General features: G+C 54.6%; 14 protein-coding genes. 12 read left to right on the top strand and 2 right to left on the bottom strand.

Features of this window, described 5'->3' with window-relative positions; genetic code table 11:
• Positions 1–30: 30 nt before the first annotated feature.
• From ampG to AC6I8E_RS04435, 7 genes are all read left to right on the top strand, one after another.
• Positions 31–1521 carry a muropeptide MFS transporter AmpG gene (ampG, locus tag AC6I8E_RS04465; protein WP_497824478.1) on the top strand — a complete coding sequence of 497 codons (1491 nt, stop codon included), beginning with the start codon at positions 31–33 and terminating at the stop codon, positions 1519–1521.
• A gap of 444 nt (positions 1522–1965) precedes the next feature.
• Complete coding sequence (cyoA, locus tag AC6I8E_RS04460) at positions 1966–2892, top strand: cytochrome o ubiquinol oxidase subunit II (RefSeq protein ID WP_033731758.1); 927 nt, start codon at positions 1966–1968, stop codon at positions 2890–2892.
• Between the two features lie 4 nt (positions 2893–2896).
• Positions 2897–4879: a cytochrome o ubiquinol oxidase subunit I gene (cyoB, locus tag AC6I8E_RS04455; RefSeq protein WP_013356988.1), complete on the top strand. Its 1983-nt coding sequence runs from the start codon at positions 2897–2899 to the stop codon at positions 4877–4879.
• A complete protein-coding gene (locus AC6I8E_RS04450; RefSeq protein ID WP_013356987.1) occupies positions 4879–5496 on the top strand; it encodes a cytochrome o ubiquinol oxidase subunit III in 618 nt (205 codons plus the stop codon). Before cyoB ends, AC6I8E_RS04450 begins: the two co-directional genes overlap by 1 nt.
• Positions 5496–5825, top strand: a complete 330-nt coding sequence (locus AC6I8E_RS04445; RefSeq protein ID WP_008924889.1) for a cytochrome o ubiquinol oxidase subunit IV — start codon at positions 5496–5498, stop codon at positions 5823–5825. The genes AC6I8E_RS04450 and AC6I8E_RS04445 overlap by 1 nt, the downstream gene beginning before the upstream one ends.
• Before the next feature lie 13 nt (positions 5826–5838).
• The gene (gene cyoE, locus AC6I8E_RS04440) at positions 5839–6726 is read left to right on the top strand and encodes a heme o synthase (protein ID WP_370421995.1); all 888 of its coding nucleotides are present in this window, start codon (positions 5839–5841) and stop codon (positions 6724–6726) included.
• 132 nt (positions 6727–6858) lie between these two features.
• Complete coding sequence (locus tag AC6I8E_RS04435; RefSeq protein ID WP_033782162.1) at positions 6859–8223, top strand: MFS transporter; 1365 nt, start codon at positions 6859–6861, stop codon at positions 8221–8223.
• A 600-nt stretch (positions 8224–8823) separates the two neighbouring features.
• On the opposite strand, the gene AC6I8E_RS04430 is transcribed toward AC6I8E_RS04435, so the two are convergent.
• The gene (locus AC6I8E_RS04430) at positions 8824–9315 is read right to left on the bottom strand and encodes a YajQ family cyclic di-GMP-binding protein (protein WP_003852530.1); all 492 of its coding nucleotides are present in this window, start codon (positions 9313–9315) and stop codon (positions 8824–8826) included.
• A gap of 135 nt (positions 9316–9450) precedes the next feature.
• On the opposite strand from AC6I8E_RS04430, the gene panE reads away from it, so the two are divergent.
• Complete coding sequence (gene panE / locus AC6I8E_RS04425) at positions 9451–10371, top strand: 2-dehydropantoate 2-reductase (RefSeq protein WP_033731754.1); 921 nt, start codon at positions 9451–9453, stop codon at positions 10369–10371.
• The gene (gene yajL / locus AC6I8E_RS04420) at positions 10325–10921 is read left to right on the top strand and encodes a protein deglycase YajL (protein ID WP_013356984.1); all 597 of its coding nucleotides are present in this window, start codon (positions 10325–10327) and stop codon (positions 10919–10921) included. Before panE ends, yajL begins: the two co-directional genes overlap by 47 nt.
• A gap of 66 nt (positions 10922–10987) precedes the next feature.
• Here yajL and thiI read toward each other — a convergent pair whose 3' ends face one another.
• Positions 10988–12436, bottom strand: coding sequence for a tRNA uracil 4-sulfurtransferase ThiI (gene thiI, locus AC6I8E_RS04415; protein WP_013356983.1), 1449 nt, complete (start codon positions 12434–12436; stop codon positions 10988–10990).
• A gap of 232 nt (positions 12437–12668) precedes the next feature.
• Here thiI and xseB point away from each other — a divergent pair, with 232 nt between their 5' ends.
• From xseB to dxs, 3 genes are read left to right on the top strand one after another with little or no spacing between them, the layout of a single operon-like run.
• The gene (gene xseB / locus AC6I8E_RS04410; RefSeq protein ID WP_013356982.1) at positions 12669–12911 is read left to right on the top strand and encodes an exodeoxyribonuclease VII small subunit; all 243 of its coding nucleotides are present in this window, start codon (positions 12669–12671) and stop codon (positions 12909–12911) included.
• Positions 12911–13810 (top strand): (2E,6E)-farnesyl diphosphate synthase, encoded by a 900-nt coding sequence (ispA, locus tag AC6I8E_RS04405; protein ID WP_497824477.1) that lies wholly within the window; start codon positions 12911–12913, stop codon positions 13808–13810. The genes xseB and ispA overlap by 1 nt, the downstream gene beginning before the upstream one ends.
• Positions 13811–13829: 19 nt before the next feature.
• Positions 13830–15695, top strand: a complete 1866-nt coding sequence (gene dxs, locus AC6I8E_RS04400) for a 1-deoxy-D-xylulose-5-phosphate synthase (protein WP_497824476.1) — start codon at positions 13830–13832, stop codon at positions 15693–15695.
• Positions 15696–15708 lie beyond the last annotated feature (13 nt).

The raw sequence follows: 15708 nt of genomic DNA, 5'->3' as shown, positions 1-15708 counted from the left end.
GCAGGGCTTTTTGTTATCTGCAGGATCCGCATGAACCACTATCTTCGCCTCTTCAGCCAGAAAAACGCCGCCGTACTGCTGCTCCTTGGTTTTGCTTCCGGACTGCCACTGGCACTGACTTCGGGTACGTTGCAAGCGTGGATGACGGTGGAAAATGTCGATCTGAAAACTATCGGCTTCTTTTCACTGGTCGGCCAGGCCTATGTCTTTAAATTTCTCTGGTCGCCGATGATGGACCGCTATACACCGCCGTTTCTCGGCCGGCGTCGCGGCTGGTTACTTCTGAGTCAGCTGGCGCTGGTGGGCGGGATTGTCGCGATGGGATTTCTGCAGCCAGGACGCGATCTGACCCTGATGGCGGCGCTGGCAGTGCTGATCGCTTTCTGCTCCGCCTCACAGGACATCGTTTTTGACGCCTGGAAAACCGATATTCTGCCACCTGAAGAGCGCGGCAGCGGCGCGGCGATTACCGTGCTGGGTTATCGACTGGCGATGCTGGTTTCAGGCGGGCTGGCGCTGTGGCTGGCTGACCGCTATCTGGGCTGGCAGGCGACCTACTGGCTGATGGCGCTGATGATGGTGCCAGGCATTATTGCCACGTTGATGGCGAGCGAGCCGGACACGCGCACTTCCACCCCGCATTCACTGCGAGAGGCAGTTGTCGACCCGTTGAAAGATTTCTTTCAGCGCAACAACGCCTGGCTACTCATTACGCTGATTATTCTCTACAAGCTGGGCGATGCCTTTGCCGCCTCGCTGACCACCACTTTTCTGATCCGCGGCGTCGGGTTCAATGCCGGTGACGTCGGCCTGGTTAATAAGACGCTGGGTCTGCTGGCGACCATTATCGGGGCGCTTTATGGCGGCGTACTGATGCAGCGCCTGAGTCTGTTCCGGGCGCTGCTGATTTTCGGCGTGCTGCAGGCGGGTTCAAACTTTGGTTACTGGCTGCTGGCGGTGACCGACAAACAGTTGTGGAGCATGGCCAGCGCAGTCTTTGTCGAAAACCTCTGCGGCGGCATGGGCACCGCGGCCTTTGTCGCGTTGTTAATGACGCTGTGCAATAAATCGTTCTCAGCTACCCAGTTTGCCCTGTTATCGGCACTCTCCGCAGTGGGCCGGGTCTATGTCGGCCCCGCAGCGGGCTGGCTGGTAGAACTCTGGGGCTGGCCAACTTTTTATGCTTTCACGGTGATCGCGGGTGTGCCGGGCCTGGTGCTGCTGGCTTTTTGCCGCCAGACGCTTAATCAGGTCGAGCAGAGTGGCAATTTCCTCACACGAAGCTACTATCCTCATGGCTATCGCTGGACTAATCGTCTGTTTGCAGCCGGCTGCGGCGTGCTGGCTCTCTGGCTGGTCGCGCTGGCACTGAATGCACTCGGGCTGACTGCGCTGGCACCGCTATTGACCCGCCTGTTTGAGCTGGGCATGAGCCTCTCTCTGCTGGCGGTGCTTGCCGGGGTGTTGCTGGATTACAGGGCGCTGAAGAGAACGCCGGTGTTGCCCGCGCCAGATGCTTAAGTGAAATCGATAGGTTAACGGGCTGCGGCTTATTTTGTGACGTCCGGATAAGTCGCTGTCATTTATCATCGCGTGTTATTTTTAAAAAATAAGAATAGATCCTGAGGAGGCGTAGCGGAAATACTAAAAACCGGTTAGCAATTACTTTAGTTAAATTTCATCGCGCAAATGATGCAGACTTGTTAAATATTTGGGAGTTAAAAGTAAGGGTTATTCCTTTCCCTGATTTTTTTACGGTTACTTCCATCGGTTTTTGTTATATTGATGCCAACTGCTTGTCTGCGTTAATTATTTGTCACCTGGCGCAACATCTGTGACACCCTTAGCAAAAGGTGTCAACACGTATCTGACACATCCTTAAGCTGGTTTACACTGCATAAACCTTCCCGTAAAATGCGCGCACACTTAAACGACAATAGAGCCCTTTGTCATTGAGGTCGTTAAATGAGACTCAGTAAATACAATAAAAGTTTGGGGATTTTGTCATTAATTGCAGGCACTTTATTAATGAGTGGCTGCGATAGTGCATTGTTAAATCCCAAAGGACAGATTGCACTGGAGCAACGTTCGCTGATACTGACTGCCTTTGGCCTGATGTTGATCGTCGTGATTCCCGCAGTCCTGATGGCCGTGGTGTTTGCCTGGAAGTATCGGGCGTCCAACACGAATGCGAAGTACAGCCCTAACTGGTCACACTCTAACAAGGTTGAAGCCGTGGTCTGGACCATTCCGATCCTGATCATTCTCTTCCTCAGCGTACTGACCTGGAAATCAACCCACGCACTGGAGCCCAGCAAACCGCTGCAATCTGATGTGAAACCGGTTGAGATCGATGTGGTTGCACTGGACTGGAAATGGTTGTTCATTTACCCGGAACAGGGTATTGCGACCGTGAACCAGATTGCCTTCCCGGCAAATACTCCGGTGAACTTTAAAATCACCTCTAACTCTGTCATGAACTCTTTCTTCATTCCAACACTCGGCAGCCAGATTTATGCGATGGCGGGTATGCAGACCAAACTGCATCTGATTGCGAATGAACCAGGCACTTTCGACGGTATCTCTGCGAACTTCAGTGGTCGCGGTTTCTCTGGCATGAAGTTTAAAGCCATTGCAACCAAAGACGATGCGGAATTCCAGCAGTGGGTGGCTAAAGTCAAAGCAGCCCCTAACACGCTGACCACCATGGAAGATTTCGAGAAAGTGGCTGTGCCAAGCGAAAATCATCCGGTGGAATATTTCTCTTCAGCTGATCCGAAACTGTTCATGCAGGTTATGGACAAGTTCAGGATGAGCCACGGGAAAATGGACATGCCACAGCATGAAGGTATGGACATGAGTCACGCCGCTTCCGCGGGAGCCGAGGAATAATACGATGTTAGGAAAATTAACACTTGATGCAGTGCCGTATCATGAGCCGATTATCATGGTTACGGTTGCCGCTATCCTGATAGGTGGTGCTGCGCTGGTCGCTGCGCTCACTTATTTTGGTAAGTGGAAATATCTGTGGTCTGAATGGCTGACGTCAGTTGACCACAAACGCCTGGGTATCATGTATATCATCATGGCGTTCGTCATGCTGATTCGTGGTTTCGCAGATGCCATTATGATGCGTACCCAGCAGGTGATGGCTTCGGCCGGTGAAGCGGGCATTCTGCCACCGCACCACTACGACCAGATCTTTACCGCGCACGGCGTGATTATGATCTTCTTCGTGGCGATGCCTTTCGTGGTTGGCCTGATGAACATCGCCGTTCCGTTGCAGATTGGTGCACGTGACGTTGCGTTCCCGTTCCTGAACAACCTGAGCTTCTGGTTTACCGCGGTCGGTGTGATCCTGGTTAACCTGTCTCTGGGTGTGGGCGAGTTCGCACAGACCGGCTGGCTGGCTTATCCGCCGCTCTCCGGCGCGGAGTACAGTCCCGGCGTCGGGGTCGATTACTGGATCTGGAGCCTTCAGCTCTCAGGTATTGGTACGACCTTAACCGGTATTAACTTCTTCGTGACCATCCTGAAGATGCGCGCACCGGGCATGAGCCTGTTCAAAATGCCGGTCTTTACCTGGACCGCGCTGTGCACCAACGTCCTGATCATCGCTGCGTTCCCGGTTCTGACCGTGACCCTGGCGCTGTTGACCCTTGATCGTTATCTCGGCTTCCATTTCTTCACCAATGAAATGGGCGGGAACATGATGATGTACGTCAACCTGATCTGGGTCTGGGGCCATCCGGAAGTGTATATCCTGGTACTGCCGGTGTTTGGTGTGTTCGCAGAAATTACCGCGACCTTCTCCAAAAAACGTCTGTTTGGTTATACCTCACTGGTATGGGCGACCATCGCCATTACCGTGCTGTCGTTCATCGTCTGGTTGCACCACTTCTTCACCATGGGTGCAGGTGCCAACGTTAACGCCTTCTTCGGTATCATGACGATGATCATCGCGATTCCGACCGGGGTTAAAATCTTTAACTGGCTGTTCACCATGTATCAGGGCCGCATTCAGATGCACTCTGCCATGCTGTGGACCGTTGGCTTCCTGGTAACCTTCTCTGTAGGGGGTATGACCGGCGTACTGCTGGCCGTTCCGGGCGCTGACTTTATTCTGCACAACAGCCTGTTCCTGATTGCACACTTCCACAACGTAATCATCGGTGGTGTGGTCTTCGGTTGTATGGCGGGCGTGACCTACTGGTTCCCGAAAGCATTCGGCTTCACCCTGAACGAAACCTGGGGTAAGCGCGCATTCTGGTTCTGGATCATTGGCTTCTTCGTTGCCTTTATGCCGCTGTACGCACTGGGCTTCATGGGTATGACCCGTCGTCTGAGCCAGGATATCGATCCACAGTTCCACCCTCTTCTGGTGGTTGCTGCGGTCGGTGCAGGTCTGATTGCACTGGGTATCCTGTGTCAGCTGACCATGTTCTACGTCTCCGTACGTGATCGCGACCAGAACCGTGATGTGACAGGTGACCCGTGGGGCGGTCGTACGCTGGAGTGGGCAACCTCTTCACCACCTCCGTTCTATAACTTTGCTGTGATCCCACATGTCCATGAGCGTGATGCGTTCTGGGAAATGAAAGAGAAAGGCGAAGCGTACAAACAGCCGGCATCGTATGAAGAAATTCATATGCCGAAAAACAGTGGTGCGGCAATCGTCATCTGCGCATTCGCTACTGTGATGGGCTTCGCGCTGATCTGGCATATCTGGTGGATGGCGGGTCTTTCATTCCTCGGCATGATCGTTACCTGGATCGTGAAGAGCTTCGACGAAGACGTGGATTACTACGTTCCGGTTGCCGAAGTTCAGAAGATTGAGAACCAGCACTTTGACGAAATCAGCAAAGCAGGTCTGAAATAATGTCAACTGAAACTCTGATTAAACATCACCACGACGCCCATGCGGAGCATGGGCATCACGATGCAGGAGCCAATAAAGTCTTTGGCTTCTGGATCTACCTGATGAGTGACTGCATTATCTTCGCAACCCTGTTTGCGACCTATGCCGTCATGGTCAACAACACTGCCGGTGGTCCGGCAGGTAAAGATATCTTTGAGCTGCCGTTTGTTCTGGTAGAAACCGCCCTGCTGCTGTTGAGTTCGATCACTTACGGCATGGCTGTTATCTCCATGAACAAGGAGCAAAAAGGTGCCGTTATCGGCTGGCTGGCGCTGACCTTCCTGTTTGGTCTGGGCTTCATCGGTATGGAAATCTATGAATTCCATCACCTGATTGCTGAAGGCTTTGGTCCGGATCGCAGTGGCTTCCTGTCTGGCTTCTTTACGCTGGTCGGTACCCACGGTCTGCACGTGACCTCCGGTCTGATCTGGATGCTGGTTCTGATGTTCCAGGTGTCTAAACGTGGCCTGAACGCGACTAACCGCACCCGTATCATGTGTCTGAGCCTGTTCTGGCACTTCCTGGACGTGGTCTGGATTTGCGTCTTCACCGTTGTTTACCTGATGGGAGCCATGTAATGAGTCATTCTGTTAACGAACATGGCGCTTCACACGGTAGCGTGAAGTCCTACATGATCGGCTTCATCCTCTCTATCATCCTGACGGCAATCCCGTTCTGGATGGTGATGGATGGCAGTGCATCTCACGGTACTATCCTCGGTGTTGTTCTGGTGTGTGCGGTCATTCAGGTGCTGGTTCACCTGGTGTACTTCCTGCACTTAGACAGCAAATCTGAGGGTGGCTGGAACATGGTAGCCATTGTTTTCTCGGCCATCATCATCCTGATTGTCGTAGTAGGCTCACTGTGGATCATGTGGAACCTCAACTACAACATGATGCCTCACTAAAGAGTCACGCGTAATGTTTAAGCAATACCTGCAAGTTACAAAACCAGGAATTATTTTCGGGAATTTAATTTCTGTGATCGGCGGATTCCTGTTGGCCTCCAAAGGCAACACGGATTACGCCCTGTTTCTCATCACCCTGGTGGGCGTGTCACTGGTGGTTGCATCGGGTTGTGTTTTCAACAACGTGATTGACCGCGACATCGACGTCAAGATGGAGAGAACCAGGAATCGGGTGCTGGTAAAAGGCCTTATCTCCGCGAAAGTAAGCCTGGTTTATGCCACTGTGCTGGGTATTGCTGGCTTTGCGTTGCTCTACTTCGGTGCTAATCCGCTGGCCATGTGGCTGGCGGTGATGGGCTTCGTGGTGTACGTGGGCATCTACAGTCTGCACATGAAGCGTCATTCCGTTTACGGAACGCTGATTGGCAGTCTGTCGGGTGCTGCGCCGCCGGTTATCGGCTACTGCGCCGTCTCTAACCAGTTTGATGCTGGCGCGTTGATCCTGCTGGCTATCTTTAGCCTGTGGCAGATGCCGCATTCGTACGCGATTGCTATCTTCCGCTTTAAAGATTACCAGGCAGCGAACATCCCGGTTCTGCCGGTGGTGAAAGGCATTTCCGTGGCGAAGAATCATATTACGCTCTATATCCTGGCGTTTATGATTGCCACGCTGATGCTGACGCTGGGCGGTTACGCGGGCTACAAATATCTGGTGGTGGCCGCTGCGGTCAGCGTCTGGTGGCTGGGCATGGCGTTATCGGGTTACAAAACCGCAGATGATCGTGTCTGGGCGCGTAAGCTGTTTGTCTTCTCTATCGTAACCATCACCGCGCTGAGCGTGATGATGTCGGTAGATTCGATGGCTCCGGCTTCGAAGGACCTGCTGACCTACGTCTGGTAACCGGCACCGATACAGCATGAAAAGGGCGCGATTTTCGCGCCCTTTCTTTTTGTTACCACTGCTTAAAAACTATTGTTTTACCCGCCCTGCCCCGCCCCCTAGAATAAATGCAGCACATTAACAGAGGTTGGAATGAACGATAATAAAATGACTCCGGTGGAGCTGCGCGCCACATGGGGCCTCGGTACGGTCTTTTCCCTGCGTATGCTTGGGATGTTTATGGTCCTGCCGGTACTGACCACTTATGGCATGGCATTACAGGGCGCGAGTGAAACCTTAATTGGTCTGGCGATTGGCATCTATGGCCTTGCTCAGGCGATATTTCAGATTCCTTTTGGTCTGCTCTCTGATCGCATCGGCCGCAAGCCGTTGATCGTTGGCGGACTGCTGCTGTTTGTTCTGGGCAGCGTTATCGCAGCCTGCACCGACTCCATCTGGGGCATTATTCTGGGCCGCGCATTACAGGGCTCGGGCGCGATTGCGGCTGCGGTGATGGCGCTGTTATCAGACTTAACCCGTGAGCAGAACCGCACCAAAGCGATGGCCTTTATCGGCATCAGTTTTGGCGTGACCTTCGCGATTGCGATGGTGGTCGGCCCGGTTGTGACTCATGCATTGGGTCTGCATGCGCTGTTCTGGATGATTGCGATTCTGGCGTCACTGGGAATCGTGATCACCCTGCTGGTAGTGCCATCCGCCTCCCATCATGTCCTGAACCGTGAATCAGGCATGGTGAAAGGCAGCTTCCGCAAAGTGATGGCTAACCCGCGTCTGGTAAAGCTCAACATCGGGATTTTCTGCCTGCACGTTCTGCTGATGTCGAGCTTTGTCGCGTTGCCTGGGCAGTTTGAACAGGCTGGATTCCCGGCCCCCGAGCACTGGAAAGTCTATCTCTCTACTATGCTGATCGCCTTTGCGGGCGTGGTCCCGTTCATCATCTATGCCGAAGTGAAGCGCCGTATGAAGCGCGTCTTTGTCGGCTGCGTCGGGATGATTGTGATTGCGGAGATCGTGCTGTGGGGTGCGGAAGGCCACTTCTGGACGCTGGTAGTGGGTGTTCAGCTCTTCTTCTTCGCCTTTAATCTGATGGAAGCCATTCTGCCTTCGCTGATCAGTAAAGAGTCACCCGCAGGCTACAAAGGCACGGCGATGGGGATTTATTCCACCAGCCAGTTCCTGGGCGTGGCCGTTGGCGGCAGCATGGGTGGCTGGGTGTTTGGTCATTTCGATGCGCAGACCGTGTTCCTGGTGGGCGCGATGGTGGCAGCGGCCTGGCTGTTTGTCAGCATGACGATGCAGGAGCCGCCTTATGTCAGTAGCCTGCGCATCGTCCTGAGTGATGCCGCACTGGCTGTGCCGAATCTGGAGCAACGTCTGAAGGCGCAGAAGGGCGTTAACTCAGTGTTTATCGTGCCGGAAGAGAAAAGCGCGTATATCAAAATTGATAGTAAGGTCACCAGCCGCCCTGAGCTGGAAGCGCTGCTGGGGAGTTGCTAGTTTAAGAAAATTTTCGCGACAACTTCCGCTCGTTTCGCTTCAGGATCGAGCTGGCTCAGGGAACAGGGTCAGATCGGAAAGTCGCAAAAGCCGCCATCCATGGCATGCTCGGCCCGCGCCGTCCTGGCGCGGGACGCTTTCCTCCTCTGACCCTGTTCCATGCGCTCCTGAGCTTTTGCGCTGCTGCCAGGTTCACCCGCATTTAAGTTTCTGAATAAATATCAACCCGCGCAATCCTTCTTACAGACCACTAACCAGCTTAAAGCGATGGGAGCCTGTGCCTGTAGCAAAGCATCGCGGGCAGGGACAAAAACGCCGGGAGCGTTTTTGAACAACGCAACGCGTTGGCCCGGCTACGGGCGCACCTCAGGGATGAGGTGCGTAATCGCCCGCACTGAGCCAGCCATGGATGGCGCTGTTGCGTCTTTGCGTAAGGCACTGGCTCCCTGAGCCGGTACACGATCTCGCAGACGCCGCAACTTCCAACCTGCTCAATACGTTAGACATTTTCAAAGTAATATCCCCTATTAATAACAAAAAACCCGGCCTGAGCCGGGTTTTTTATCACTGCATTCATGCTGAAAATTCAGCCTCCCCCACTTAATCGCGGAAGTTTTTAAACTGGAAAGGCTGGCCCAGATTGCTGCCGCGCACGATCGCCATCGCACCCTGCAAATCATCGCGCGCTTTGCCGGTCACACGCAATGCTTCACCCTGAATCTGGGTCTGCACTTTCAGCTTGCTGTCTTTAATCAGCTTCACCAGCTTCTTCGCCACGTCGCTCTCAATGCCTTTCTTCAGTTTGGCATCGACCGCCCAGCTTTTGCCGCTGTGCTCGATCTCTTCCGGCACCTCTAAGGCTCCGCCTTCAATCCCGCGCTTCAGCAACTTCTCACGCAAAATATCGACCAGCTGCTTAACCTGGAAATCAGACTCGCTGGTGATCTTGATGGTTTCATTCTTTTCGTTGAGCTCGAACTCGGCGCTCACGTTGCGGAAATCGAAGCGGGTAGACACTTCACGGTTAGCATTCTCCACCGCATTGCGAATTTCCTGCAGATCGACTTCTGAAACGATATCGAAAGATGGCATCTCTTCTTCTCCTGACGCTAAAGTGACATGCATAATACGCGTCTTAAGGTGCTAAATAAAATCAGGCTGCACACAACGCTATAATGTAGGTGTGACAGTAAATAACAGATGGATAGCCCGCCAGCGGGAGGCAGCATGAAAATTACCGTGTTAGGTTGCGGTGCATTGGGTCAGGTCTGGCTGACAGCGCTTGCCCGCCAGGGACATGAAGTACAGGGATGGCTGCGCGTGCCGCAGCCTTACTGCTCAGCCAATGTAATCGATCCTCAGGGCAACATCTCGAATCGCACGTTTATCGCCAACGATCCGCTGTTCCTGGCGGAAAGCCAGCTGCTGCTGGTCACACTCAAAGCGCCACAGGTTTCACCCGCCGTGAAGAATCTGGAAAGTGTGCTGCCAGAAAACTGCCCGGTGCTGCTACTGCACAACGGTATGGGTACGCTGGAGGAACTCAAAGGGCTGACTCAGCCACTCCTGCGTGGCGTCACCACGCATGCGGCGATGCGTGATGGCACCGTTATCAAGCACATCGCCAGTGGCATCACCCACATTGGTCCCGGTAACCGCAAAAGCGCCGCTTACAGTGACCTCGCCGACATCCTGCACCCTGCCCTGCCCGACGTTGCCTGGCATGACAACATCCGGGCGGCCTGCTGGCGCAAACTGGCCGTCAACTGCGTCATCAACCCGCTCAGCGTGGAGTATGAGTGCCAGAACGGCGCACTGCGCGCGTATCCGGAGCAGATCGCGCAGCTGTGCGAAGAGATCAGCTGGGTTATGGAGCGTGAAGGCCAGAATGTGGCCAGCGACAGCCTGCAGGACATCATCTTCGACGTGATCGAAAGCACCGCGGCCAATACCTCTTCGATGCTGCAGGACGTGCGCGCCCAGCGGCTCACCGAAATCGACTATATCAGCGGCTTTCTGCTGCGCCGCGCCCGGACGCACGGCCTGGTGCTGACGGAGAACACCCGTCTGTATGACATTGTAAAACGCAAGGAGTCCCATTATGACCGCGAACGCATCGGTGCTGGTTTGCCTGGCACATGGCAGTGAAGAAACCGAAGCTGTCACCACCATCGACCTGCTGGTTCGGGCGGGCCTGAAGGTTGTCACCGCCAGCGTCGAAAGCGATGGCAGCCGTGAGATCGTCTGCTCACGCGGTGTTCGTCTGCTGGCTGACGTCACGCTGGTTGAAGTCGCCGACAACGATTTCGCCGCCATCGTCCTGCCCGGCGGCCTGAAAGGGGCTGAGACCTTCCGTGACAGTCCGCTGCTGGTCGAAACGGTGCGTCAGTTTCACCTTAATGAGAAGATTGTCGCCGCGATATGCGCAGCCGCAGGCACGGTACTGATCCCTCACGATCTCTTCCCGGTCGGTAACATGACCGGCTTTCCTGGCCTGAAAGAGACGATTCCGGAGGAAAAGTGGATGGAGCGACGTGTCGTCTGGGATCCCCGCGTTAATCTGCTGACCAGCCAGGGACCTGGCACGGCAATGGATTTTGCGCTGAAGCTGATCGATCTGCTGGTGGGAAAAGAGATGGCGCGTGAGGTCGCTGCACAGCTGGTGCTGGCTCCCGGCATTTATGACTATCAGGCGTAAAGACTCAGGCTTAAAACGAGAAAGCCAGTCAGACCTGAACAGGCACTGACTGGCTCAGAGCGATGACTACGGGCGGTAGACTTTAACGTTCTTAAAGCCCTGCTCATGCAGATAGAGCGCCTGCAGACGGCTCATCACACCACGATCGCAGTAGAGCAACCAGGTGCGGTTCTGATCGAGATCGCCAAACTGCGTACTGAGTTTGTAGAATGGCAGCGACTTCACTTCCGTGGCGTTCAGCGTCAGGGGCTTCTCTTCCTGCTCATCAATAGAGCGGATATCCAGCACCACATCGTTGTCACTCAGAAGCGCGACGGTCTCAACTTCCACCACCTCCTCTTCCGTTTGCTCAGCAATAGTACGAATATCGACATTGGTCGCTTCTTCGATGACCCGATCCAGAATCGAGAAGTCGAAATTCTGCTCTTCCGCCTCAATCTTCGCCTTCACCGCCTTCACCGTCGGGCTTTTTGAGATCACACCACAATATTCCGGCATGGTGCTGGCGAAATCTTCAGTGCCGATCTCCCGGGCAACTCTGATGATGTGCTCTTTGTCATGAGAGATCAGCGGACGCAGAATCAGCGTATCCGACGCGTTATCAATCAGGCGCAGGTTGGTCAGCGTCTGGCTCGACACCTGCCCTACCGCTTCACCCGTGACCAGCGCCTGCACGCCGTAGCGCTCAGCAACCGTCGAGGCAGCACGTACCATCATGCGCTTCAGCACCACGCCCATCTGGCCGTCATCCACTTTTTCGAGGATCTCACCGACGACCGGCTCAAAATTGATCGCCACGAAGCGCACGCGGTGTGAACGACCAAAACGATTCCACAGATAGTGCGCAACCTGACGCACGCCAATCTCATGCGCGGCACCGCCAAGGTTAAAGAAGCAGTAATGCACGCGGCTGCCGCGGCGCAGCAGCATATAGCTGGAGACACCGGAGTCGAAACCGCCGGAAATCAGCGACAGCACATCTTCCTGCGTGCCGATCGGGAAACCGCCCAGACCTTCGTAGCGCGCCGTCACCAGCGTCAGGCGATTCTCTTCAACTTCAAGGTTCACCGTCACGTCAGGATTTTTAAGCTGCACGCGGGCGCTTTCAATATGCTGATTCAGACCACCACCCACATAGCGCTCTACATCCTGCGAACTGAAGCTGTGCTTACCGCGACGTTTCACACGCACGCAGAAGCTCTTGCCCTCAAGACTGTCGCGATACTGCGCTAACGTCTGTTCAAAGATGTGATGAATATCGGTGTACTCGCGATCTTCAACCGCTAAAACGTGATGGATACCGGGAATGCGGGAAAGCTCATCGGGAATAATGTCCGCCAGCGCCGCATTTTTTGACCGCACTTCAATGTGATCCCAGTAGCGCACAACGGCGATGTCGTCGCTGACGGTTTTCAGGACGTTGCGGATATTGCTGGCAAGAATCTTGATAAAGCGCAAACGCACCGACGGACTCTTGATGGTGATTTCAGGAAATAACTTGATGATAAACTTCATGGCGACACAGCTTCGTTGGGCAAATAAGTGCTAAAACAGGCGGCACTTAGCTGGTAAAATCACAAAATTGCGGGCTGCAAGGCGCAACCGCATCCGAGGCGCGGGAGTATATCACCTTTGTCAGGTGACTGCTTCTTCATCAGCCGCCGCATTGATTATTTTGCTAATCATAGGGTCTCAGCTACCATGACCGATTGCGAGATAATGTCCCAACCGTGAGTCGACACGAAATATGCCGAAAAAAGCCGAACAGCCAGCCAGCTTTGAAACGTCATTGCAGCAGCTGGAGCAGATTGTCAGCCGTCTGGAAAGTGGTGAACTGCCGCTGGAAGAAGCCCTGAACGAATTTGAGCGCGGCGTGCAGCTGGCGCGGAATGGCCAGCAGACGCTGCAGCAGGCTGAACAGCGGGTCCGCATTCTGCTGAACGATGATAAAGATGCCGACCTCACTGCTTTCACGCCGGAAAATGACTAATGGATTTTGCCCGCTTACTCGACGTTTATCAGCAGCAGGTGAACGCCGCGCTGACGCGTTTTATAGAGCCACTTCCTTTTCAGAGTTCTCCTCTGGTGAATGCCATGCATTATGGGGCATTATTAGGCGGTAAACGTCTGCGTCCTTTTCTGGTCTACGCGACCGGCGAAATGCTCCACGCCAATCCGGCGAGTCTGGATGCTCCTGCCGCCGCAGTTGAATGCATTCATGCGTACTCTCTGATTCATGACGATCTCCCTGCGATGGACGATGATGCACTGCGTCGCGGGCAGCCAACCTGTCATATTAAATATGGCGAAGATACCGCGATTCTGGCGGGCGACGCCCTGCAGACGCTGGCCTTTTCCATTCTGGCCGATGAAGCAATGCCCGGTGTCAGCGCCGAATATCGATTGATGATGCTCTCCGAACTGGCAAAAGCCAGTGGCGTAGCCGGAATGTGTGGCGGGCAGGCACTGGATTTAGCGGCGGAAGGCAAATCCGTCGATCTCGATCAGCTGGAACAGATCCATCGCCACAAAACCGGCGCCCTGATCCGCTCAGCGGTACGGCTAGGCGCATTAACGGCAGGCGATGCGGGTCGCGAAGCGCTGCCGCTGCTCGACCGCTATGCAGAGGCGATTGGTCTCGCGTTTCAGGTGCAGGACGACATTCTGGATGTGATCGGCGACACAGCCGTGATCGGAAAACGTCAGGGTGCCGATCAGGATCTGGGGAAAAGCACCTATCCTTCACTGTTAGGCCTTGAAAGTGCCCGTGACAAAGCGCGGGATTTGTATCAGGAAGCTCTTGATGCTTTAGAATTGCTCGCTGCGCACTCTTATAACACTACAGCACTGCAGGCGCTGGCGAGCTTCATAATTGAACGCGACAAATAACTTCCATAATGAGTCTCTGATGAGTTTTGATATTGCTAAATACCCGACACTGGCGCTGGCAGACACGGTTCAGGCGCTGCGTGCCCTGCCAAAAGAGAAGTTGCCTGCGCTGTGTGATGAACTGCGTCAGTACCTATTAGACAGTGTGAGCCGCTCCAGCGGCCATTTTGCATCGGGTCTGGGCGTGGTTGAACTGACGGTCGCGCTGCATTATGTCTATAACACCCCGTTTGACCATCTGGTCTGGGATGTGGGTCATCAGGCTTATCCGCATAAAATTCTGACAGGTCGCCGCGATCGCATCGGCACTATCCGTCAGAAAAACGGTGTCCACCCGTTTCCGTGGCGCGGTGAAAGTGAATATGACGTCCTGAGCGTCGGTCACTCATCTACCTCTATCAGTGCCGGTCTCGGCATGGCAGCGGCGGCAGAACGTGAAGGTCAGGGCCGTCGCACCGCCTGTATTATTGGCGATGGTGCGATTACCGCAGGTATGGCGTTTGAAGCGATGAACCATGCCGGTGATATCAAGCCGGACATGCTGGTCATCCTCAATGATAACGAGATGTCGATTTCCGAAAACGTCGGCGCGCTGAATAATCGCCTGGCGCAGATCCTGTCGGGGAAAACCTACGCACGACTGCGCGAAGGCAGTAAGCGCGTGCTGACAAATCTGCCGCCAATCAAAGAGCTGGTCAAACGCACCGAAGAGCATCTCAAAGGCATGGTCGTGCCGGGCACGCTGTTTGAAGAGCTGGGCTTTAACTATATTGGCCCGGTTGACGGTCACGATGTGCTGACGCTGGTCAATACGCTGAGCAACATGCGCAGCCTGAAAGGCCCGCAGTTCCTGCATATCATGACGAAGAAAGGTAAAGGCTACGCCCCGGCAGAGGAAGATCCGATTGCCTGGCACGCCGTTCCTAAATTTGACCCGGCTATTGGCGAACTGCCGAAAAGCGCAGAGGGTCTGCCGAGCTACTCTAAAATCTTCGGCAACTGGCTGTGCGAAATGGCCGCCGACGATCCGAAGCTAATGGCGATTACCCCGGCGATGCGTGAAGGCTCCGGCATGGTGGCCTTCTCACGTGAATTCCCTAAGCAATATTTTGACGTAGCGATCGCCGAGCAGCATGCGGTGACCTTCGCGGCCGGTATGGCGATTGGCGGCTATAAGCCCATTGTTGCCATCTATTCCACTTTCCTGCAACGCGCCTACGATCAGCTGATCCACGACGTCGCCATCCAGAAACTGCCGGTCCTGTTTGCTATCGATCGCGGTGGTATTGTTGGCGCGGATGGTCAGACCCACCAGGGCGCGTTTGATCTCGCCTATCTGCGCTGCGTGCCGGATATGGTGATCATGACGCCGAGCGATGAAAATGAGTGTCGGCAGATGCTCTATACCGGCTATCACCATCAGGCTGGCCCGAGTGCGGTGCGCTATCCGCGCGGCACCGGTGTCGGTACCCCGCTGGCTCCACTAAAGAGTCTGTCGCTGGGTAAAGCAGTCGTGAAACGTCAGGGTGAAAAGCTGGCGATTCTGAACTTCGGTACCCTGCTGCCGGAAGCCGCCGCCACGGCGGAAGCGCTGAACGCGACACTGGTCGATATGCGCTTTGTGAAGCCGCTGGATGAAGCGCTGATCGCCGAACTCGCTAACACCCACGACTCGCTGATAACGCTGGAAGAAGGTGCCATCAAAGGCGGTGCGGGCAGTGGCGTAAATGAGTTTGTGATGGCGAAACGCCTGGGCATTCCGGTACTGAACATCGGCCTGCCCGATGAGTTCATCCCGCAGGGCACGCAGGATGAAGTGCGTCATGACTATCTGCTGGACGCGGAGGGCATTCAGCAACAGATCGCCCGCTGGCTGGCGCAGTAACCTCTCCTCTCTG

The sequence above is a fragment of the Pantoea sp. X-Soil-YNGN-785 genome (assembly GCF_059730585.1).
The sequence above is the reverse complement of the archived record's forward strand: the minus strand, read 5'-3'. Positions and strand labels throughout refer to the sequence as shown.